The organism is Rhabdobacter roseus (assembly GCF_014202275.1).
Lineage (GTDB): Bacteria > Bacteroidota > Bacteroidia > Cytophagales > Spirosomataceae > Rhabdobacter > Rhabdobacter roseus.
Window position 1 is genome coordinate 16,594 of record NZ_JACHGF010000005.1, and the last position, 23,529, is coordinate 40,122.

Consider the following 23,529-nt stretch of genomic DNA (forward strand, 5'->3'; position numbering starts at 1 on the left):
AAATAGCCTTTTTACGTGCTTTCCTCTTTTTGCCTAACTTCCTAGCCAGGTGCTACCTCCGTAGTGGGTACCTCCGTAGCCACTACCGTAAAGCCGCGCCCGTAGCTTCCCTCCTCGAAGTCGATAAGTACCCCCAGTACGTACATCAGATGACGCCGGTCGATGATCACCCGTAGGCCATCTATCCGGTACACCTGATCCTGATCACCGGGTACATCAAAACCCAGCAGAAAAGTACCACTGCAGCCGCCGCCCCGCATCCCCACGCGCAGCCCGTAGGTGTCGGGTACTTTGTTGGCCGCCAGCGTATCGATCACTTCCAGCCGGGCTCTTTCCGAAATACGAACCGGCGCTTGCAGAACGTTGTTTTCCTCTGGCATATTCATTCAACGAAAAATTCACTTTAATTGTACTTTTGTGGTTTGGATTCAACCAGCCACTTACTATCAACTACCCAGCGCACCAATCTATGGAATTCTATCTTCTCATTAACCTGATCGTGATCATCGTAGTCCCCGCAGGCATCTTGTACTTGCTATTCAGGATTTCTCAGGTCGTCATTAAAAAGCAAGAGTGGACCATGCACCACAAAAGTACGGAAATTGTGCTTCCGCTCCGTCTACAGGCCTACGAGCGCATGTGCCTTTTTCTGGAGCGCATCACGCCCAACAACCTGGTGTTGCGGCTGGCGGGCTCTACCGAAAGTGCCCTGGAGTTTCAGCAGGTACTTCTGCGTGACATCCGGGAGGAGTACCACCACAACCTGGCCCAGCAGCTCTACCTAAGTACCCACGCCTGGGAGCTCATCACTAAAGCCCAGAACGAAGTAGCTTCGCTGATCAACCAGGCGGCCGCCGAAGTACCCCCCGAAGCTCCGGCCAACGACCTGGCCCGGAAAATTTTTGAACGGGTCGTGGAGCAGGACATCCAGCCCTCTACGCACGCCCTGAAAGTACTTAACGAAGAATTCCGGCAGGTGTTCCAAGGTACTTCACGGCCTTAGATTTCTTATTTTTTTCAGAACGAATTCCAATGCTTTATCCCCAAAATATAGAACAAAAATTAGGTTTTGACCGACTACGCGACTGGCTGAGCGAAGCCTGCATCAGTCCGCTGGGCCGTCGTTTTGTAGAAAAAATTCGTTTCTCGGACAACTTCACGCTAGTCGACAAGCTCGTGCGCCAAACGGCCGAGATGAAGCAGATCCTGCAGTACGGCGAAGATTTTCCGTCCCAAAACTACCTTGACGTTACGCCCTACTTACAGCGGGCGGCCATCGAGGGTATGTTGCTCACGCAGGCCGAATTCTTCGACCTGAAGGTGTCGCTCAGTACCATTCGGCAGTGTTTGGTTTTTTTTGGAAAACAGGAGCCCGAAGCCTTTCCGCTGCTGGGCGAATACGCCCAGAGCATTCGGGTAGAGCGCAGCGTGACCGACGCCATCGACCGCGTCATTGACGACCGCGGCCAGGTACGCGACAACGCCTCGCCGGAGCTGGCCCAGATCCGGCGCCGCCTCATTGCCGAGCGGGCCGACATCCGTAAGAAACTGGACAGCCTCCTGCGCACCGCCAAAAACAGCGGCTGGATCGGCGACGACGTATCGCTCACCATCCGGAACGGCCGCATGGTCATCCCCATCGCGGCCGAGCACAAGCGTAAGCTGAAGGGCTTCATCCACGACGAATCCGCCACGGGCCAAACCGTGTACCTGGAGCCGACGGAGGTACTTGAGGCCAACAACGAGATCCGGGAGCTGGAGTACGAAGAGCGACGGGAGATCAACCGCATCCTGGTGCTGCTCACCGACCAGCTACGCCCCTACCTTCCCGACTTGCAGCGGGCCTACCAGTTTCTGGGCCTGATGGATTTTTTGCGGGCCAAGGCCAAACTCGCCGTGCAGATGGAAGCGCTCAATCCGCAGTTTGTCAACCGCCCCTCCGTCGACTGGCGCGAGGCGCGGCACCCCATCCTGCACCTTTCGTTTCAGAAGCAAGGCAAAAAGGTAGTACCGCTCAGCATCGAGCTCAGCCAGAAGCAACGCATCCTGATCATCTCCGGACCCAACGCGGGCGGAAAATCCGTTGCGCTCAAAACCGTGGGCCTGATCCAGTACATGTACCAGTGCGGCCTCTTGGTACCCATGCGCGACGACTCTACGATGGGTTTTTTCCAGAATATATTCATTGATATTGGCGACGAGCAGTCGCTCGAAAACGACCTAAGTACCTACAGCTCCCACCTGACCAACATGCGGCAGTTTCTGGCCCGGGCCAACAAGCGGAGCCTGTTCCTGATCGACGAGTTCGGGACGGGTACCGAGCCGGGGCTGGGCGGGGCCATTGCCGAGGCCATCCTGGAAGACCTCACGCAGTCGGGCGCCTATGGCGTGATCAACACCCACTACACCAACCTGAAGGTACTGGCCGATAAAACCGACGGCCTTATCAACGGTGCCATGCGCTTCGACGGCGAGCACCTCGAGCCGCTCTACCAGCTCGAGATCGGCAAGCCGGGTAGTTCGTTTGCGTTTGAGATTGCGTACAAGATTGGCCTGCCCAAGGGCGTCATTGAGCGCGCCAAAAGCAAGCTAGGTACCCAGCAGGTCAACTTCGAAAAGCTGCTGAAAGAGCTGGACATTGAACGAAAGGTATTTGCGGAAAAGAACCTGGACCTGGGCATCAAAGAACGGAAGCTGGCGCAGCAGCTGGCCGAGTATACGGCCCTGAAAACCAGCCTCGACAACAACGAAAAGCGGATTCTGAACGAGGCCAAGCAAAAAGCCAAAACCTTACTTTCAGAAACCAACCAACGCATAGAAAGTACCATCCGGGAGATCCGGGAAAGCCAGGCCAACAAAGAAACCACGCGCGAGCTGCGGGCCGGACTGGAGAAATTTAACCAGCAAAATCTCAAGCCCGTGCTCGTGGAAGAGGTACCTGTGCCCGAGGTAGATTTTGAACCGGAAGAAGGAGCTATCGAGGTGGGTAGCTACGTGCGTATCAAAGGCCAAACCGCCATTGGAGAGGTACTGGCCCTCAAAGGCAAGGACGCCGAGATCCGGATCGGGGAGCTGAAATCGAACGTGAAGCTGAACCGCCTGGAGAAAGTCTCCAAGAAAACCTACAAGCTCGCTACCGGCGAAAAGAAAACCCGTGCGGGCACGGCCGGGGTGGATATCAACGAACGGATGCTGAATTTCAGCTTCAACCTCGACATCCGGGGCAAGCGCGGCGAAGAAGCCCTAAGCGTACTGGATCAGTTCATGGACAACGCCGTGATGCTGGGCTACGACGAGCTCCGGGTGATCCACGGCAAAGGCGACGGCATCCTGCGCACGCTGGTACGCAACCACCTGCGAAGCTACCCCCAGGTAGGTACCTTGCAGGACGAACATGCCGACCGCGGCGGCGCGGGCGTCACCCTCGTGAAGATGCGGTAGCACGTTTTGCTCCTATATACTTATGGAGAAGCGAGGTACCTTGGAGCCTCGCTTCTTTTGCTTATCATATATTATACCAGCAGCCATCTACGGCTGAGGCTCCTGCAAAATGTCCGAATGAGGTACCTGGGCTGGGCGCTTATGGCGCGTTACAAAATACAGCATACCAAAGGCTACGATCAGAATAGCCGGGAATACGGCCATGTTCGAAAGGGTAGATTGCCCCGCCGCCAATTCGACGGCATCGCCCACGAGGCCCGCTGAGGTAGCTAGGGCCGTATTGGTCTCGATCCAGCCGCCGATGATGGGCTGAAAAATGGAGGTCGAGAACATGCCCATACCTCCCATGATGGAAAGCCCCAGCGCCCCGCTACGGGGTACGTACTCGGCCACAAACCCCAGCATGGTAGGCCAGAAATAACACACACCGATGGCAAACAAAACGGCCGATACGTACAGCAAAGGACCCTGGACCTGGCTCATCAGCACAATGCCCATGGTGGCAAAAACCGCCGACCCCAAAAGTACCCCTACGGTATTGAACCGGTGCACAATGGGCCCCGCAAAGTACCTCCCCACGGCCATCAGACCCGTTACCAGCGCCAGGATCAGCATCGGACTTGCGCCCGCTTTTCCGAGGATGGGACCAACCCACTGCGTGGGGCCAAACTCCGAAATGGCCGTCAGGGCCATACAACCCAGCATAAACAGGTACAGCGGCGAGAGCATGGCCTTAAAGTTTTCGCGGGTAGAAGCCGCCTCGGCGCGCGGTGAGGGAAAATCCTGCCCCCAGAAAAGTACCGCGTAGAGCAGCGTCGGAACCAGAATAACCCCCATTTGCAACTGCCAGCTCAGGCCCGCGTCGGTCATGAACTTCGACACCAGGCTCCCGATGACGATCCCACCCGGAAACCACATGTGAAAGCGGTTCATCATTTTATTGAGTTGGCTACCCGTGTAGGTATCGGCGATCATGGGGTTGCAGGCGGCCTCGGTGCAGCCGTTCCCAAAACCGATGAAAAAGGTAGAGATCAGGAGCCCCCAGAATCCGTTGGCATAGATGGTCAGGATGATGCCCAGCAGGTGGCTCATGAACGTGATCCACATGATGCGCTTGGGACCGAAGGTATTGTACAAAGCCCCAAAGACAATCATGGCGATGGGAAACCCAAAAAAAGCCATCGAGTTGACGTACCCCAGCTGCTCGGGCGATAAATGAAACTCCGTACCTAGCTGGGTGAGGATACCCGCCCGGATACTAAACGACAGCGCCGTGGTGATAAGCGCAAAACAGCTGGCGTTGAAGAGCCGGGCCTGGTTGATCTGCTGCATACTGTAAAGAAGGAGTTTTGTTAAAAAAATTAGGGAGGAACAGGTACCTTATATATACTACGGCCATTAGGCCCAAATGGGTACCTTCAGTAGGCAGGTACTTTTTCTTGCTTGTCGGATTGCGCCAGCCAGTAGCTACGGAGATGACGCTGCTGCTACACGAAAGAGGGCCATCCCTGTTGGAATGGCCCTCTTTCGTAGTTCTTATTCTACAAAAAATCTACAACTGCGGCTGCTGCATTACTTCTGACTCCGGTAGGCCATGAAGCCCTTTGTCTTTGCGAGAGCGTACCCAGAAAAGCAAAACGGTAAAGGCCACCACCAGAATAATAGGGAAGGTGGTCATGTTGAGCAGGGTTGCTTGCCCGGCGGCTAATTCCAGGGCGTCACCGCTTAAACCCTGCGTAGCGAAAGTAGCCCGGTGGTCGTCAATCCAGCCTCCGATGATCGGTTGAAAAATCGCCGTTGAGAACATACCCATACCACCCACGAGGGAAAGCCCCAAAGCACCACTCAAGGGTACTTTCTCGGCCACAAAACCCAGCATGGTAGGCCAGAAATAGCAAACGCCCAGCGCAAAGAAGATAGCGGCTACGTACGCCATGGGCCCCGTAACGCTACTGAATAGGTAGATACCAAGAGTAGTGAAAATGGCTGAACCCAGCAAAACGCCGGTTTGTCCAAAACGACCAATCACCGGACCCGCGAAGAAGCGTCCCACGGCCATCAGCCCCGTGACCAGCGCGAGAATCAGGAGGGGTTCGGCACCGCTCTTACTCAGGATAATGGCCGTCCATTGCTGGGGGCCAAACTCTGAGATAGCGGTAAGTGCCATAAAGAGGAAAATGAAAATGAACAACGGATTGAGCATACCGCGGAAGTTTTCGGACAAGGACGTAGCCCCTTCCACCTTGGCTTTCGGGAAGGCTTGTCCCCAGAATAAATAGGCGTAGATCAGCGTCGGAATCATAATGATCCAGATTTGCGCCTGCCAACCCAAATCCATTTTGGTCATGGCCAGCGAAACCAAACTACCCAACACGATCCCTCCGGGGAACCACATGTGGAAGCGGCTCAGCATCTTGTTCATTTTCAGACCGGCGTACGAGTCGGCGATCATGGGATTACAGGCCGCTTCGGTACAGCCGTTACCAATTCCGATAAAGAGGGTAGAAATCAGCAAGCCGGTGTATCCGCCCGAGTAGATGGTCATGATAATGCCCAGCGTGTGCATGATAAAGGCAACCATCATGATAATACGCGGCCCCACGGTGTGATACACAAGGCCACCAACGATCATGGCGATGGGGAAACCGTAGAACCACATGGAGTTGATAAAGCCCAGCTCCTCAGCACTCAGCCCAAACTCTTCTCCGAGCTGGGGCAAGATTCCCGCCCGAATGGCAAATGAAAAGGCTGTGGTAATGAGTGCAAAGCAACTACCTAGAAAAAGGCGATCTGCATTGACGTTTTGATTCATAAGAATAGCAAAGTTTAAGGTTAAAAGGATAGGTTGTAAAGGTTGATATTGTTCAGTTATTGTCCAATAATTTCGTAAAAAAAAGAAATAGGCCCCATTTCTACTAATAAAAGGGATAGGTATTATCTGTTTTTTTTGATCTTGCTACCTTTGTAAGAAGTAAGAGTGGAGGATACTACTCTTTGTTTTAGAATAATCTTTCAACAAACCCTAAGCCAGTCAGCAATGCCAAGAAAAATTCGCATGGGCATGGTAGGTGGAAGTACGGACGCATTCATCGGCGCCGTCCACCGCCGAGCCGCCATTATGGATGGTGAAATCGAACTCGTTTGCGGGGCTTTTAGCTCGAGCCCGGAAAAGTCTAAGGCAACCGGCCGGGCGTTGTATCTACCCGACGAACGCGTCTATGGTACCTACGAAGAGATGATCCAGCAGGAAAAAAAACTTCCCAAGGGAGAACGCATGGACTTCGTCGTCATTGTAACGCCCAACCACGTTCACCACGGCCCTACCAAGATGGCCCTCGAAAACGGCTTCCACGTGGTGTGCGACAAGCCCATTACGCTCAATACCGCCGAGGCCGAAGAGATTGTAGCTCTAGTGAAAGAAACGGGGCTGCTGTTTTGTCTCACCCACAACTACACCGGCTACCCCATGGTGAAAGAGGCGCGGCACCTCATTCGCTCGGGCGCGCTGGGCCAAATCCGGAAGGTCATTGTGGAGTACCCCCAGGGCTGGCTCGCCACGCTGGTAGAAGCCACCGGCAACAAGCAGGCCGCCTGGCGCACCGACCCCGCCCGCTCGGGTGCCGCCGGTGGCCTGGGCGACATCGGTACCCACGCCGAAAACCTGGCGGAGTACATCACCGGTCTTAAAATTACGGAAGTCTGTGCCGACCTCACCATCTTTGTAGAAGGTCGCCTGCTCGACGACGACGCCCACATCCTGCTTCGCTTCGACAACGGCGCGAAGGGGATTCTGCAAAACAGCCAGATCGCCAACGGCGAAGAAAACGACCTGAACATCCGGGTATACGGCGAGCATGGCGGCCTACAGTGGAAGCAAATGGAGCCCAATACGCTCATTCACAAAACCCAGGAGGGTGTTCGGATCATCCGCACGGGTGTCGGTAACCTGTCGGAGGCCGCGCAGGTACATACGCGCATTCCGGCGGGGCACCCCGAAGGGTACTTTGAGGCTTTCGCCAACCTGTACCGTAACTTTGCCCTGGCCGTACGGGCTTACGAAATCGGTCACAAGCCCGACCCACTCTTTGATTTCCCCTCGGCGGAAGACGGCCTGCGCGGCATGAAGTTCATCGATACGGTCATCGCCTCCAACGAAAGCGACACCAAATGGACGCCTTTCCACGAGTAGTTTTTTATCCTGAATCCATTCAAAATTAAACCCCTTACTAGTCTACATTTTCAATTCCCCTTCATTATGAGCAAAATTAAAGTAGGTGTGGTGGGAACGGGCTTCATTGGTCCGGCCCATATCGAAGCGCTTCGCCGCTTACCCAACGTAGAAGTAGCCGCTCTCTGCGAAGTAACGGCCGAACTGGCCCGCGAAAAAGCCGATGTGCTGGGTATCGAGCGTTCCTACACCTTTGACGAACTCCTCAAGCAGGACGACATCCAGAGTATCCATATCTGTACGCCCAACTTCCTGCACTACACGCAGTCCAAGGCTGCCCTGGAGGCCGGTAAGCACGTGATTTGTGAAAAACCCCTGGCCAAAGACCTGGCCGAGGCCGAGGAGCTGGTAGCGCTGGCGGCCAAAACGGGGCTGGTGAATGCCGTTCACTTCAACCTGCGCTACTACCCGCTGGCCCGCCAAATGAAGGCCATGTGCGAGAGCGGTGAGCTGGGCGATGTGTACTCGATCATTGGCTCCTACCTGCAGGACTGGCTTTTCTACGAAACCGACTACAACTGGCGCCTCGAGCCCGATAAATCCGGCGACTCGCGCGCCATCGCCGACATTGGCTCGCACCTGATGGACATTCTGGAGTACATCACCGGGCTCAAAACCGTGGCCGTCATGGCGGATTTCAACACCATTCACAAAACGCGTAAGAAGCCGCTGCGGCCCGTAGAGACCTACTCGGGCATGATGCTCCGGCCCGAAGACTACGCCGATGTACCCATCACTACCGAAGACCACGCCAACGTACTGCTTCGCTTCGACAACGGCAACCGGGGCGTCATTACGGTGTCGCAGGTGTCGGCCGGGCGCAAAAATCGCATGACGCTGGAAATCTCTGGTTCGAAGAAAACCTTCAACTGGTGCTCCGAAGTACCCAACGAAATGTGGATCGGGAACCGCGACGGCGCTAACCAGGTACTGCTGCGCGACCCCTCGCTGGTAGGTGACGCCGCCCGGGCCATTATTTCGCTACCCGGCGGGCACAACGAGGGCTTCCCCGACACCTCCAAGCAGATGTTCAAGGAAGTGTACGCGGCCATTGCCGAAGGCAAGCAGCCGGAAAACCCCAGCTTCCCTACCTTCGCCGATGGCTACCGGGAGCTGCTGATTTGCGAGAGGATCTTGGAAAGTAACAAAAAACAAGCCTGGGTAGAAATCTAGTTCGCAGGTACCTCATCAACCATTTAACCTTTAACATCCATCCTATGAAAACCATAAAAGGACCGGGTATCTTTCTGGCCCAGTTTCTGGGCGACGAAGCCCCCTTTAACTCCTTAGAGACCATTGGCAAATACATGGCTGCCCTGGGCTACAAGGGTGTACAACTACCCACCTGGGACCCGCGCATCATTGACGTAAAGCAGGCCGCCGAGTCGCAAACCTACGCCGACGAGCTCAAGGGCAAGCTCCAGGACCTGGGGCTGGAGATCACGGAGCTGGCTTCGCACATCATTGGGCAGCTGGTGGCTTCGCATCCCGTCTACGACGACATGTTCGACGGCTTTGCCATCCCCGAAGTGCGCAAAGACCCCAAAGCCCGAGCTGAGTGGGCTACGCAGCAGCTCAAGTACACGGCCGTGGCCAGCCGCAACCTGGGCCTCACCGCCAGCGCTACCTTTTCGGGCGCACTGGCGTGGCCGTTCCTGTACCCCTGGCCGCAACGCCCCGCCGGACTGGTCGAGACGGCTTTTAAAGAGCTGGCGGCCCGCTGGAAGCCTATTCTGGATGTGTACGACGAAAACGGCGTGGACGTAGCCTACGAGCTGCACCCCGGCGAGGACCTTTTCGACGGTACTACCTTCGAGATGTTTGTAGACTACCTTGGTGGGCATAGCCGCGCCAACATCAACTACGACCCCAGCCACTTCGTGCTACAGCAGCTCGACTACCTACAGTTCATTGATCTCTACCACGACCGCATCAAGGCGTTCCACGTCAAAGACGCCGAGTTCAACCCCACGGGCAAGCAAGGCGTGTACAGCGGCTTTGCGGGCTGGGCGGACCGCGCCGGGCGCTTCCGCTCCCTGGGCGACGGCCAGGTAGACTTCTCGGCTATTTTCTCGAAATTATCCCAGTATGATTACGGCAGCTGGGCCGTGCTGGAATGGGAGTGCTGCATCAAGTCGCCCGAGCAGGGTGCGGCCGAAGGCGCTCCTTTTATTGAGAGCCACATCATCGAAGTCACTACCAAAGCCTTCGATGACTTTGCCGGTACCGGTGCCGACGAAGCCTTCAACCGCAAGGTACTTGGACTCTAGGTACTTTGGATTTGTATTTTTTCGGGCGAGGCTGCTTCTTTTGGAGCAGCCTCGCTTGCGTATACGGGATTTGGTCCGGTTTTTGTTAGGCCCTTTCTCTCGGCTTTTACAATCGTTTCATGGTTCTTCGGGGTATTACCTAGTAGTACAGCCGGAGCGTGGTTTAACTTAAAGAGCTTACTACCAGTACATTTTAAAAAAAAGGATTCAATTTAGCAGCATAACTATTTTTTGGCTCAATTGTTGCTGAAATGAGAGCGCACGTATAGTACGCTATACTGCTTTTTTATTAACACTATACTACTCACTTCCTGATGAAAAAAGTACTACCGTTCCTGGTTGTATTGGCGCTGATTTTCGGCGAAAGTGCGTCTTTTGACGCCCGCTGGCTCGAAAAAGCAATTTTCTCCCACGCCCCTGCGCCCACAAGTACCTCCACCACCGCCGATCCGCTGGCGACCTGTTCCATCACCATCAGCAAAATCACCGTTTCGGGTTGTTATCTGGTCAATGGTCTAAGCAAAGCCACCGTGACGGCCGAAATCAGCTGGCTAGAAGCCCCTACCAACGGTACCGTGACGGTATCCATTGCGCCTTCCAGCGGCACCGCTACCCCTACCAGCCGCACCTTCAAGCCGGGCGCGAACACGTTTAACTACGGAGGTACTAATACAGGAAGTCAAACGATTGTCTCACCGCAGGTTATTGCCTTTGAGATAGACGCCAACGCGGCCGCCGGTACGATTACCGCCGCCTTTGACGGTAGCTGTACCACCACGGGAAATTACACCGCTCCGGCGGCTTGTCCCGCCACTCCCTGTAATGCTAACGGAATTGGCGGAATTGTCTTTAACGACTACAACGGAAATGGGGTGCGCGAAACAGCCCTGGCCACCGTTGGGGGTATTCAGGTAGAAAGCGGTGAAACCGACGGGCTGGCGGGCGTTAAAGTCCGCGTTACCGACGCCGCCGGCAATACCTTTACCACCACGACCGATACGTATGGTACTTATGCCATCAGCCAGTCCATTACCTATCCGGCTCGGGTTGAGTTTTCGGGGATTCCGTCCGAATACAACGGCTCCTCTACCCTCAACGGCAGCAGCAGCCGCACCACCGTGCAGTTTGTTTCCGCGGCCAATTGTAACGTAAACCTGGGCGTAAACCGCCCTACCGACTACTGCGATACCAGCCCTCAGATGTTTACGCCTTGCTACGTCAACGGTCACCCGTTGGGCGGAGGTACTTCGGGCCCGGACGCCACGCTGGTATCAGTTCCTTTCAATAACATAGGTAAGGGCTTCACCACTACCACCACGAGCGCCGCCAACCGGTACTGGGGCATCAACAGCCAGACCGGCTCGGTATGGGGCTTGGCCTATAACCGCTACACCAAGAAGATGTTCTCAGCCTCGCTGCTGCGCCGCCACACGGGCTTTGGGCCCTTAGGGATTGGGGGGATTTACGTAACGGACATGACGCAAAGTACCCCCACCAACAACACCACGCATACGTCTTCCTTTATAGATCTGGACGCGGCTCCTTTTAACGTAAACCTTACCGCTACCTATACCACGGGTACCAATGCTTCTCAGGCTAATAACGGACGGGATTTGCCCGCGGCCAAGAACAGTCCCAGTCGGGATGCTAACGCCTTTATCCTGACGGGTAAAGATGGCCTGGGCGACCTGGATATTTCCGAAAATGGCGATACACTCTTTGCCGTAAACCTCCACGAAAAAACGCTCTTGGTCCTGAATATATCGGCTTTCAACCAGGACGGCGTCACAAAACCAACCTCCGTGACCAGCCTCGCGATTCCGAATCCGGGCTGTACCAACGGAGAATGGCGCCCCTGGGCACTGAAGTACTATCGGGGTAAATTGTACGTAGGTGGCGTGTGCGACGGCTCCAATACCTCGGCTTCAGCCGAAGTCCGAAAAGGAAGCATGCGGGCGTATGTGTACGTGTATGAAAACGGTAGCTTCTCCCCTACGCCCATCATGGACTTCCCCCTGACGTACCCGCGTGGGTACGCCGACGCCAACATCATCACGGCGGCGGGCTGGTTTCCCTGGACCGACAGCTGGAGCGATTACCTCAAAGGCTCGGGCACCAACTACAACGTAGCGCTACCGCAGCCCATTTTTGCCGACATTGAATTTGACACCGACGGCTCCATGCTGATTGGCCTTGCCGACCGCACCGGTTTCCAGACGGGTATCCAGAACTACATGCCCACCGGAACAGCCACTACCATTCACTCGGGTTTTAGCGGGGGGGATATCCTGAAAGCCTACGCCCGGAATGGCGTCTTCATTCTCGAAAACAACGGAAAAGCCGGTCCCTACCAAGGCTACGGCCCCGGCAACAACCAGGGCCCTGGTTTTGGCGAGTACTTCGATGATAACTGGTATGTTAATGCGAATGGTACCGGTAACCCCTCCCATACCGAAACGGTACTGGGTGGACTGGCGATCCGGCCCGGTTCGGGACAAACCGTGGCCGTATCGATGGACCCCAGAGACGGCGTGTACTGGTCAGGCGGTTTTCGATTATTAAATAATAATACGGGGCGGCTCGACGACTCCTACGCCATCTACTCAAGCAACGGGATCGGCACCGGTACCCTGGGCAAAGCCGCCGGGCTTGGTGACGTAGAGCTAACCTGCGCCCTACCCGTGTACCTTGAGCTGGGCAACCGCGTTTGGATCGACGCCAACGGCAACGGCGTACAAGACCCCGGCCAAGGCGTAGTACCCCAAGTGCCCGTAGCGCTCTACAAAACCAGCGACGGAACCCTGGTAGCCCGCGATACCACCGACGCCAACGGCGAGTACTACTTTTCGACCAGCCGGGGTGACGCGCTTACACCCAGCACCAACTACACCATTGTATTTGGACAAGGAGTTTTCGCCGATCATAAAATAACCGTGGGTGGGCGCTCGTACCTGCTTACGCTGGCCAATACGGGTGAAGGCGACCAGCCTGACCTGAACGACTCCGACGTGGATCCTACGACCTACAGCACCGCGCTGGGAGCCATTCCCGCCGGGCTTCCCTACATCCTGGCGGCTACGGGGGCACAAGCTTCGGTGAACCATACCTTCGACATGGGCCTGATCCCCTGCCCCATTCTCAAGCACATTCCCAACCAGACCATCTGTGCCAAGGGTGAGCTTAATAACCTGTGTGCCCTTGATTCCTTAGGAGCGAAGCCTACCTTCCAGTGGTATGCCAATAACGGCGCGGCCAACCCCGGCACGGCGGCCATTTCCGGCCAAACCGAGGCCTGCTTTACGGCCCTCCCGACGGCTCCGGGGGTATACAGCTACCGGGTCGTGGCCACGGCTACCAATGGTTTGCACAGCTGCGACAACGCCACCACCGTAACACTGACGATCCTGGAAACGCCCGTGGTGCAGGTACTTCCGGCCGCCCAGGTACTTTGTGCCGCGGAGCCCGCGACCGCCTTCACGGTGTCGGCTACGCCAACCACCGGCCTGGAGTACCAATGGTACGGCCCGCTGGCCGATACCACCTCCGGCCTCGGCAATGCCCTCGGCAGCGCCACTTCCGACAGCTTCACGCCTTCAGTACTACCTACTTCCGGTACGGAGTACTACGCGGTCGTGGTGAAAACGGTGGCCAACGGCATCGCTTGTTCGGATACTACCTTTGTGAAACTCACGGTGAGTGAAAAACCGCAGATTGCCGACGGCTCGGCTACCCTTTGTGAAGGAGAGCGCGTGGATCTAACGAGCCTCATCGCCAACTACGGTACCTACCTGAACCCCACCTGGACGTCCGGCAGTGTGGATGGCGAGGCCGTCGGGAACCCTGCCAGCGTGGGTCCGATTGCTAACACTACTTACTACCTGGTGGCTCAGAACGCCAGCACCTGCTCGGATACCGCTCAGGTAGTAGTTACGGTCAATCCCAAGCCCAGCCTCAGCCTGGCGGGCCAACCTACCTGCGCCGCCGACTTGCTGACCTATTCCGTGACCTTTACCGCTCCGGCCCAGGCCACCATTACCACCAGCACAGGTACCCTCAGCGGGAATACCGTGAGCGGCATCAGCAGCGGTAGCCAGCTCATGCTCATCGCGGAGCTAAACGGCTGTAAAGACACCCTTTATGTAACCCATAGCTGCACCTGCCCGCCCGTAGCGGCCCCTACGCTGGCTGCTACCTCGGCTACGCTTTGCGCCGGGGAAAGTACCACCCTCTCGGCCTCGGGCTGTAGCGGCACCGTTACTTTTTATACCAATGAAGCCCTTAGTCAGGTACTTACTGGCCTGACGGTCAGTCCTACTACGACTACCACCTACTACGCCACTTGTACCAATACCGTCAGTGGCTGCGTAAGTCCAAGCGCCGAGTTAACGGTTACGGTCCATCCTAAGCCCCAAATTGCCGATGCGGCCACGGTTTTGTGCGCCGGGGAAAGCGTGGATCTGACCAGCCTCATCCCTAACTACGGTACTTACTCAAATCCCAAATGGACGGCTGGCAGCGTGGCTGGCCAGGCCGTGGCAAGCCCCACCAGCGTGAGCCCCACTTCTAACACTACCTACTACCTCGTGGCTGAGAACGCCAACAGCTGCTCGGATACGGCGCAGGTGGTTGTGACGGTTACGCCGAAGCCCACCATCGGGACGGTGAGCGTGACGGGCATCACCTGCAATGGCCAGCCTAACGACGACGCCAGCTTCCAGGGCACGGGTATCACCAATGCCGACAAGTACACCTACGCCACCAGCCTGGCGGGCCTGGCCAACTACGCTTCGGCCACTGCGCTGGCCGGGGGTACCTTCAGTGTCACGAACCTTCCCAACCCCGACGGACCCGGCGGCGCTACTTACTACCTCCGGATTTTTAACGGAGAAAATTGCTACCAAGACACCACGCTGCTCATCCCCTACTGCGGCGAGGTATGCTACAAACCCAACGCCGGGGCCGATCAGTTTATCTGCCACCCGACCAGTAGCATCAACCTACCCGATGCCGGGGCCAACCAAACCTGGATCACCGGCGCGCAAAATCCCGCCGGTGTGACCATCGACGCCCAGACGGGAGCCGTAGCCGGGCTGGCTACCAACGGCATCTATACGTTCATCCTGCTGGATACCCAGGTAGGTACCTGCGCGGACACCGTTTACGTGTTCCGGGGTATCCTGAGCCTCGCTAGCCAAAATAGCTGCACCGATACCCTATCGCTCCCCAAAGTACCCGGCGCCAGCTGGAGCGTAGCTCCCGGCAACACAGCCAGCATCACGCCCGAGGGGTACATTACGGGCTTGGTGGCCAAGGGAAGTACCTACACTTTTATTATTAGCAATAATGACTGCAGCGACACCGTGACCGTCACCCGCCTCAACTGCGACCCGGCCTTCGACCTGGCGCTGGACAAAGCCGTAAGTACCCGGCTGGCCATGCTGGGCGACACGATCACCTACACGGTGCGCGTCTGGAATGAGGGTGAAGCTACGGCCCACGGCATCGTCGTGACCGACACCCTCAACGCCGGTGTGCAGTACCTGAGCTCCACCGCCAGCGTAGGTACCTACACCACCGCCACCGGCCAATGGGCCTTCGACAGCCTGGCCGTGGGCGATACCGTAGCGTTACAGATCCGGGTCCGGATCGTGAAGCAAGGCGTGTGGTTCAATACCGCCGAAATTACCCACATGGACGAAGACGATGAAGACAGTACCCCCGGCAACGGCGAAGAAGGCGAAGACGACATCGACCGTACCTGCTTTACGGTACCCGTGATGATCTGCCGCGGGCAGGGCGTCCAGGTACTCCTGGAGGTACCCGCGCCCTATACGGGGGTAGTTTGGTTCCGCAAAGCGCAGGGCGGCCAGCCCGTGCAGGTCAGTACCGGCAACCAGTTTACGGTGTCCGAGTCGGAGCTGGGTACCTTTGAATACACCTACACCACCACCCAGGGTACCTGTCCGCAGGAGGGCTGCTGCCCTACCATCGTGGTGGTAGAAGACTGCTGCCCCGAAGCCGTGTGCGTACCTTTCGTTATTCAGAAAACCAAGAAATCGCCCGTATCCAGCCGCTAATTAAGGCAGCACCTTCTTGCCCAGCCGATGCTTGCTCCAAACAAGCATCGGCTGTTTTTTTTGTAAAACCACGAAGCACGGTCGAGCCCTCAAGGTACCTTCGGGCCCGAATGAATACCGCCGTGCCCCTACAATTCTATTTCCAAAAAGTACCCGATCTCCCGTTTGGAGCAAGTACGAAAATGTACCGGCCATCGTTAAGTAATACAAATCAGGTAAAACAGTTGTCGCTCTGACAAGTAAAAAGCGGAGAAAGTACCCTTCTAATCCAGAGTACCTCTTCTTCTTGGGGATTGTCTACGAAAAATGACAAGATTTCTCCAAAACGTAACTTTCGCATGAGTACCTTTACACGATTTTAGTAACCCCCAATTAAAATGTATCATTGATCATGTGTAATTTTTACAGCAAGTACGTGAAAGGAGTCCTGTGGGCCCTTGGCGCTACGGTGCTCCTACTGAGCGGGTACCGCGCTGAAGCCCAAGGTACCTCCCCGGGCAAGCGAGTTCTGGTATTTTCAAAAACGAGTGGTTTCCGGCACACCTCCATCCCGGCCGGGAAAACCGCCATTCTTAAATTGGGAAAGGAGAATGGATTTGCGGTAGATACCACCGAAAATGCAACGCTTTTTACCGAAGACAATCTTAAGAAATACAGCGCGGTCATCTTCCTAAGTACCACCGGCGACGTCCTGAACAACGAGCAGCAGGCCGCGTTTGAAAGGTACATTCAGGCGGGTGGTGGCTACGTGGGTATCCACGCCGCTACCGACACCGAGTACGATTGGCCCTGGTATACCAAGCTGGCCGGTGCGCAGTTTGCCAGCCACCCCGGCAACCCCAACGTGCAAACGGGCGAAGCTTATGCCGTGCACCACAACCACCCTTCGATGAAGGATTTTCCGGCCCGCTGGACCATCAAGGATGAGTTTTATGACTTCAAAAACTTCAACAAAAACGTGGACGTCGTCGTGAAAATCGACGAAAAAACGTACAAAGAAGGCAAGATGGGCGACGACCACCCCATGGCGTGGTTTCACGAGTACGACGGCGGCAAGGCTTTCTATACCAACTTTGGCCACGCCGACGAAACCTTCGTTGACCCCATTTTCCTAAAGCACCTACTGGGTGGTTTGCAGTACACCATGGCTGCCAAGCTGGATTACAGCAAAGCGCGCCCCGAAGAAAACCGCTTTACGCGTAACATCCTGGTTTCTGACCTGGACGAGCCTACCGAGCTGGCCGTTCTCGACGACCAAAAGATACTTTTCGCTGAGCGTAAAGGAAAGGTAAAAATGTACAACCCCAAGACCGGCAAACTCAAAGTAGTGGCCGACGTACCCGTGTTTACGAAGTTTGAGTACGGCCTCATGGGCTTGAACATCGACCCTAAATTCCAGGAAAATAAGTGGGTGTATTTGTTTTACTCCCCACTTTCGTCGGCGGCCGATACGGCCCAGCACCTCTCACGCTTCAAGTACGACGACGTGAAGGATACCCTGCTGCTCTCGACGGAGCAACTGCTCCTGACGGTACCCGTGAAGCGCACCGACTGCTGCCACACGGGCGGCTCCATTGCCTGGGACAGCAAAGGAAACCTGTACCTCTCCACCGGTGACGACACCAATCCCTTCAAGTCCGACGGCTTCGGACCCATGGACCCGCGCCCCGGCATGGTAGGCTTCGACGGGCGCGAGTCGTCTTCCAATACCAACGACCTGCGCGGGAAAATCCTGCGGATTACGCCCCAGGCCAACGGAACCTACACCATTCCCGAAGGAAATTTGTTTCCCCAAGGCAACCCGAAGGCTCGTCCGGAAATTTACGTGATGGGTAACCGCAATCCCTACCGGATCTCGATCGACCAGCGTACCAACTACCTCTACTGGGGTGAAGTAGGCCCCGACGCCCGCGAAGACAAGGCAGAGCGCGGCCCCCGTGGCTACGACGAGGTGAACCAGGCGCGCAAGGCGGGGTACTTTGGCTGGCCGCTCTTCGTGGCCGACAACCGTGCCTACAACCGCTACGACTTCGAAACCAAGCAGTCGGGTGAGCGCTACGACCCGGCCAAGCCGATCAACGACTCACCGCTCAACACGGGTCTGCGCGAACTACCTCCCGCTCAGAAGGCTTTCATTTTCTACCCTTACGCCGACTCGCCGGAGTTTGGACCCATAGTAGGGACGGGCGGGCGTAACGCCATGGCCGGGCCAGTCTACTATTCCGACGACTTCCAGAAGGATTCCAAGGTAAAATTCCCCGGCTACTACGACAAGAAATTCTTTGCCTACGACTGGATTCGGGGTTGGATCAACGCCGTAACGATGACGCCCCAGGGCGATTTTGTGAGCATGGAGCGCTTCCTGCCCTCGATGGAATTCAACCACCTGATCGACATGCAGTTTGCCAAGGATGGCTCGCTCTACACGCTGGAGTACGGTACCAACTGGTTTGCCCAAAATGAAGAAGCGCGGCTCTCGCACATTACTTTCAACCCCGGCAACCGTCCGCCCGTGGCCATGGCTTCAGTGAATAAAGCCGTTGGAGCCGCGCCGTTGAAAGTGGACTTTTCGTCTAAAGGTACCCTGGACTACGACGGCGACGCCCTCAAGTACGAGTGGACTTTTGGTAAAGGATTGCCTAAAAGTACCCAGGCCAACCCTACCTATACTTACACCAAGCCGGGTGAGTACGTCGCCACGCTCAAAGTGACCGACGCCGCCGGTAACAGCCGCAACTCCACCGTAACCGTGAAAGTGGGCAACGAAGTACCTAACGTGGAGATCGCCCTGAAGGGCAACAAGTCCTTTTATTGGGATAAAAAACCCGTTGAGTACGAGGTCAAAGTAAGCGACAAGGAAGACGGAAGCCTGGCCAAAGGTACCATTGCCGACACGGACGTAACCATGACCATCAACTACCTCGAAGGCTTCGACAAAACGCTCCTGGCCCAGGGACACCAGGCCAACACCGGCTTTGCTACGGGCAAGCGCCTCATCGACCTCAGCGATTGCAAAGCCTGCCATAGCATCGACACCCGCTCCATCGGCCCGTCGTACCGCGAAGTAGCCAAGCGCTACGAGAAAGACAACAGCGCCGTGAAGAAGCTCTCCGACAAAGTCATCAAAGGCGGCGGCGGTGTATGGGGCGAGCAGGCCATGGCCGCTCACCCGCAGCTGAAGCAGGACGACGCCGAAAACATGGTGAAGTACATCCTGTCACTGGCCAAGGAAAAAGAGGTAAAGAAAGAACCCCTCAAAGGTACCTACGTTACGCAGGCCAAGGAAAAAGACGGCTCGTACATCCTGTCGGCCTCTTACACGGACAAAGGAAGCGGGGCCATTGGTCCCATGACGGGCGTGAATACCCTGGCGCTGCGCCCGGCCAAAGTAAAAGCCAATACGCTGGATTCGGGTAAGGAATTCATGAAATACAAACTACCTACCAACGCCGAGGTAGTCGTGGCCCTGGCCGACGGCGGGTACATTCAGTTTGACGACCTCGACCTCACCGGCATCAGCCACCTGAAAGCCTCGGTATTTACGACTCAGGATATGACCGTCGGGGGTACTTTGGAAGCCCGGCTCGATTCGCCCACGGGCCCAGTGGTAGGCTCGGTAGAAATACCCAATGGCACTGCCGGCGACGTGACGTTGCCGATCAAGAGCCCCGCCGACAACCGCAAGCACAACCTGGTGTTTGTGTTCAAAAATCCGAACGCCAAGGGCAAGCCACTCTTCGCGATCGACACGTTCCTGTTCAATAACGGCGCGATGTAGTAAATTGGCTTGAAGTACCTTCAAAAAAAGGCCTGAGCGTATGAATGCTCAGGCCTTTTTTGAAGGTACTTTTTCAACTGATTCATCCGTGACACTATTTCCGGGCGATCTGTCGGATACAAAGTACCCTCTGCCCGCCGCTCGTTTAGTCTACCTTTTGGTACAACAGAAAATGCTGGATTGGCAGGAAGTCGCCCCGCTCCACCAGGCGAAAGCCGTTAGCGGCCAGCTCTTTGTTGGCTTGGGCCACGCTTAGTTTATGAAGTTTTTTAATGGGTACGTTGGGGTCCTCGGCCCGGTACTCGATGAGCAGCAACTTGCCGCCGGGCTTCAGGGCTTGCCGGAGCGCCTGGAGCATCTCGCGGGGGTACTCGAGCTCGTGGTACACATCCACCATGATCGCCAGATCCACCGCCTGGGCGGGTAGGTTCGGCGAGCGCGCCCCGCCCTTGATCACCGTGACGTTCTCCACGCCGCTTTCCTGAGCCCGCTGCCGCAGGTACCTGATCGACTCGTCCTGCACTTCTACGGCGTATACTTTCCCCTGGGGTACTTTGGGCGCCATGCGAAAGGTGTAGTAACCCGTTCCCGCGCCGATGTCGGCCACCACACTGGTGGCCTGGATGGGTAGTTTCTCAATCGCCAGCGCGGTATTTTCCTCTTCCTGCCGCTCGTCCCGTTCGAGCCAACCCGCCCCGGCAAAGCCCATCACCTGGGCAATTTCGCGCCCCAGGTACGTCTTCCCGATGCCGTCGCGCGAGGGCGTCATGCGCCCGTAGGGTACGCTGTCGCTGACCGCCGCCGCGGTGTGCTGCTGGCGCGACGTGGAGCTGGTGCAATGCATACACAGGCTTGCCCCCGCGGCCAGCATCACTCCCCAAAATGTGTTTGCTTTCATGTATAGCTCGGTTTATGCATTTTAAAAGTACCTTTTTTGTCGAATTTAAAGAGATTCGTCTTTTAGGCTTCAAGTACTTCCGAGGTAGCTATTTCGTCTACTCGGCAAAGTGGATTTGAATTGAAACCCGGATCGGGTACCAATTCAAATACAATCATGTATCCACCATTGTTCTTGTTCCTTAACAAAAAAAGCACCTCCGCCGGATGGCAGAGGTGCAAAAGTAACGAAGTACCCCGTTTAGCCGATATATAACCCTTCGCTTACCAGAGCCGGATGCGGTCTTCGGGTGCTACGTAGAGCTTGTCGCCGGGCTTCACGTCGAAGGCCTCGTACCAGGCGTCCATGTTCACCAGCGGACCGATGGTACGCCACTGCCCCGGCGAGTGCGGGTCTACGAGTACCTGCTGGGCGGCGGCTTCGGGCAGGATGTTGGTGCGCCATACCTGCGCCCAGGCCAGGAAGAAGCGCTGGTCGGGCGTGAAGCCGTCAATCTTCTCGTTGGACTGCCCCTGCTTGGTCATTTTGAAGGCTGTATAGGCAGCGTTCAGCCCACCCAGGTCGCCGATGTTCTCGCCCAGCGTGAGCTTGCCGTTGACGTGCAGCGTATCCAGCACGGTGTACTTATTGTACTGCTCCACGATCTGATTGGCGCGCTCCATGAACTTCTGACGGTCTTCGTCGGTCCACCAGTTGCGCAGGTACCCGTCTTTGTCGTACTGGCTGCCGCTGTCGTCGAAGCCGTGCGATATTTCGTGACCGATCACCGCCCCGATGCCCCCGTAGTTGATGGCGTCGTCGGCGTTGGGGTCAAAGAACGGAAATTGAAGAATTCCGGCCGGGAACACGATTTCGTTTTGCACGGGGTTGTAGTAGGCGTTGACCGTCGGCGGCGTCATGCCCCAGCGGGTTTTATCCACGGGCTTGCCCAGGCGACTCACCATGTCCTGATAGCCCCAGCGGCTGCCATTTTTTACGTTGGCGTAAAAGGTATTGGGTTTAATCTCAAAGCCCTCGTAGGTCTGCCAGTTGTCGGGGTAGCCAATCTTGGGCGTAAAGGTATGTAGCTTCGCCAGGGCTTTTTCTTTGGTAGCCGGGCTCATCCATTCCAGGTTATTGATCCGGACCTCGTAGGCTTTGATGAGGTTCTTGATGAGCTCGTCCATGCGCTCCTTGGCCTCGGGCGTAAAGTACTTCTTCACGTACAGCTGGCCCAGGAGCTCGCCAATGGTACCGTCGGTGAGCTGCGACATGCGCTGCCAGCGGGGTGTTTGTACTTTCTGGCCCGTAAGTACCTGGTTGAAGGCAAAGCTGGCGTTGACGAAGTCGGTGCTCAGGTAGGAGGCCGAGGTTTTCAGGACGTTCCAGCTCAGGTAGGTTTTGAGGTCATTGAGGGAAGTAGCCGCAATGAGCGAATCGGCTTTGACAAAAAACGACGGGTTATTGATCAGCACCGTATCCTCTCCCGTCACTTTCATGAGGGGCATCAGCTTTTTCCAATCCAGGTTGGGGGTACTTTTGGAAAAATCTGCCACCGACAGTTTGTTGTACGTCTTGTACGGATCGCGCATTTCGACGCGTGCCATCTGTGCGGCCGCCAACTTTGTCTCCAGGGCCAGGATCACGTCGGCATTAGCCGTGGCCTGGGCCGCCGGGGTACCCGTCAGCGTAAAAAGCTTGGTGATGTACTCCTTGTACGCTTCCCGGATCTTCACCGAGCGCGCATCGTTTTTGAGGTAGTAGTCGCGGTCGGGCAAGGTAGTACCTCCCTGCGAAAATTGCGGCACCATCACCTCCACATTTTTACGGTCCTGCCCTACATAAAAACCAAAGAACGGGCTGCCCGTACCGCGCGTACGCGACTCGGCGATTTCGTTAATCACCGCCTGCTTGGTTTTGAGATTGGCCACGCGCTGCAAGTCGGGCTTGATGGGCGTGTAGCCCAGCTTGTCGATGGTTACGCTGTCCATCGCGGCCATGTAGAAGTCACTCACGCGCTTTTCTACCGAACCCGCGGGGGCCGTTTTATTTTTGGCCGACTCTTCCAATAATCCTTTTACCGCGTTGATGTTGAAGTCGCGCAGGACGTTGAAACTACCCCAGCGGGTTTCTTTGGCTGGTACGGGGTTGGTTTTGACCCAATTGCCGCTGGCGTAGGTGTAGAAATCGTCGCCGGGCTTCACGGAAGTATCCATGTTAGCGGGGTCGATGAATTTGGCCTGTGTAGAACCACCGGAAATGCTTACACCCGCTTTTTGCGCGGCGGCTTCCATTTGCACGGTCAGTGCCGCTCCACAAAGCAGCAATGCCACTCGTTTACTACTGGTTGTTGTTATTCTTTGCATTGAAATTGTTGATGATGATTATAACTAAAAAAACATAAAAACTTGCTATACATGAACGGGCTAGCTATTCTTAGCCCCGTAAAGCCGTGCAAGTACCTTGTTGCTACTATCCATCCTCTGGCGCGTCTATTTTTATCCTGGCTAGCTGCTTGCTGATGGGCTCAGGTCCCACAAAATCCGAAGTCGAATTAGTAATGCTCTCCCCAGAAAGGTACCTTTGCCCCGACTTCGAGCCCGCTTGGCTCAGACGAAATCCAGTGTTTAACTACCAAAATCATGGACGTAAAAGACAGTAACGGCACCATACTAAGCGAGGGTGATTCCGTAACCCTCACTAAAGATTTGAAGGTAAAGGGCTCATCCATAACGCTGAAGCGAGGGAAAGTGATCAAAAATATTCGCCTTACTTCCAGCCCCGAGGAGATCGACTGCCGCGTGGATGGCAGCAATCTCGTACTCAAAACCTGCTTTCTTAAGAAAGCCTAACACCCC

13 protein-coding genes are annotated in these 23,529 nt (G+C 56.0%); 8 read left to right on the plus strand and 5 right to left on the minus strand.

Annotation, left to right across the window (positions count from 1 at the left end; genetic code table 11):
- Positions 1-41 precede the first annotated feature (41 nt).
- Positions 42-386 (minus strand): HesB/IscA family protein, encoded by a 345-nt coding sequence (locus HNQ92_RS16455; protein WP_246440308.1) that lies wholly within the window; start codon positions 384-386, stop codon positions 42-44.
- Positions 387-469: 83 nt separating this feature from the next.
- On the opposite strand from HNQ92_RS16455, the gene HNQ92_RS16460 reads away from it, so the two are divergent.
- Entirely contained in the window at positions 470-1,003 is a 534-nt protein-coding gene (locus tag HNQ92_RS16460; protein ID WP_184175167.1) for a DUF7935 family protein, read from the plus strand.
- A gap of 29 nt (positions 1,004-1,032) precedes the next feature.
- Positions 1,033-3,441, plus strand: coding sequence for an endonuclease MutS2 (locus HNQ92_RS16465; RefSeq protein WP_184175169.1), 2,409 nt, complete (start codon positions 1,033-1,035; stop codon positions 3,439-3,441).
- Between the two features lie 87 nt (positions 3,442-3,528).
- On the opposite strand, the gene HNQ92_RS16470 is transcribed toward HNQ92_RS16465, so the two are convergent.
- Both HNQ92_RS16470 and HNQ92_RS16475 read right to left on the minus strand, forming a co-directional pair.
- Positions 3,529-4,773, minus strand: coding sequence for an MFS transporter (locus tag HNQ92_RS16470; RefSeq protein ID WP_184175171.1), 1,245 nt, complete (start codon positions 4,771-4,773; stop codon positions 3,529-3,531).
- A 220-nt stretch (positions 4,774-4,993) separates the two neighbouring features.
- Positions 4,994-6,253 (minus strand): MFS transporter, encoded by a 1,260-nt coding sequence (locus HNQ92_RS16475; protein ID WP_184175173.1) that lies wholly within the window; start codon positions 6,251-6,253, stop codon positions 4,994-4,996.
- A gap of 243 nt (positions 6,254-6,496) precedes the next feature.
- Here HNQ92_RS16475 and HNQ92_RS16480 point away from each other — a divergent pair, with 243 nt between their 5' ends.
- From HNQ92_RS16480 to HNQ92_RS16500, 5 genes are all read left to right on the plus strand, one after another.
- Positions 6,497-7,630, plus strand: coding sequence for a Gfo/Idh/MocA family protein (locus HNQ92_RS16480; RefSeq protein WP_184175788.1), 1,134 nt, complete (start codon positions 6,497-6,499; stop codon positions 7,628-7,630).
- Between the two features lie 66 nt (positions 7,631-7,696).
- Positions 7,697-8,842, plus strand: coding sequence for a Gfo/Idh/MocA family protein (locus HNQ92_RS16485; RefSeq protein WP_184175175.1), 1,146 nt, complete (start codon positions 7,697-7,699; stop codon positions 8,840-8,842).
- A 44-nt stretch (positions 8,843-8,886) separates the two neighbouring features.
- Positions 8,887-9,939: a sugar phosphate isomerase/epimerase family protein gene (locus HNQ92_RS16490; RefSeq protein WP_184175177.1), complete on the plus strand. Its 1,053-nt coding sequence runs from the start codon at positions 8,887-8,889 to the stop codon at positions 9,937-9,939.
- A 314-nt stretch (positions 9,940-10,253) separates the two neighbouring features.
- On the plus strand, positions 10,254-16,016 hold the full coding sequence (locus HNQ92_RS16495; RefSeq protein ID WP_184175180.1) for an SdrD B-like domain-containing protein: 5,763 nt from the start codon (positions 10,254-10,256) through the stop codon (positions 16,014-16,016).
- A 391-nt stretch (positions 16,017-16,407) separates the two neighbouring features.
- Positions 16,408-19,794, plus strand: a complete 3,387-nt coding sequence (locus tag HNQ92_RS16500) for a ThuA domain-containing protein (RefSeq protein ID WP_184175182.1) — start codon at positions 16,408-16,410, stop codon at positions 19,792-19,794.
- A 145-nt stretch (positions 19,795-19,939) separates the two neighbouring features.
- On the opposite strand, the gene HNQ92_RS16505 is transcribed toward HNQ92_RS16500, so the two are convergent.
- Both HNQ92_RS16505 and HNQ92_RS16510 read right to left on the minus strand, forming a co-directional pair.
- A complete protein-coding gene (locus HNQ92_RS16505; RefSeq protein ID WP_246440310.1) occupies positions 19,940-20,692 on the minus strand; it encodes a class I SAM-dependent methyltransferase in 753 nt (250 codons plus the stop codon).
- 263 nt (positions 20,693-20,955) lie between these two features.
- A complete protein-coding gene (locus HNQ92_RS16510; protein ID WP_184175792.1) occupies positions 20,956-22,965 on the minus strand; it encodes a M13 family metallopeptidase in 2,010 nt (669 codons plus the stop codon).
- 348 nt (positions 22,966-23,313) lie between these two features.
- Here HNQ92_RS16510 and HNQ92_RS16515 point away from each other — a divergent pair, with 348 nt between their 5' ends.
- The gene (locus HNQ92_RS16515) at positions 23,314-23,523 is read left to right on the plus strand and encodes an alkylphosphonate utilization protein (RefSeq protein WP_184175184.1); all 210 of its coding nucleotides are present in this window, start codon (positions 23,314-23,316) and stop codon (positions 23,521-23,523) included.
- Positions 23,524-23,529: the final 6 nt, after the last annotated feature.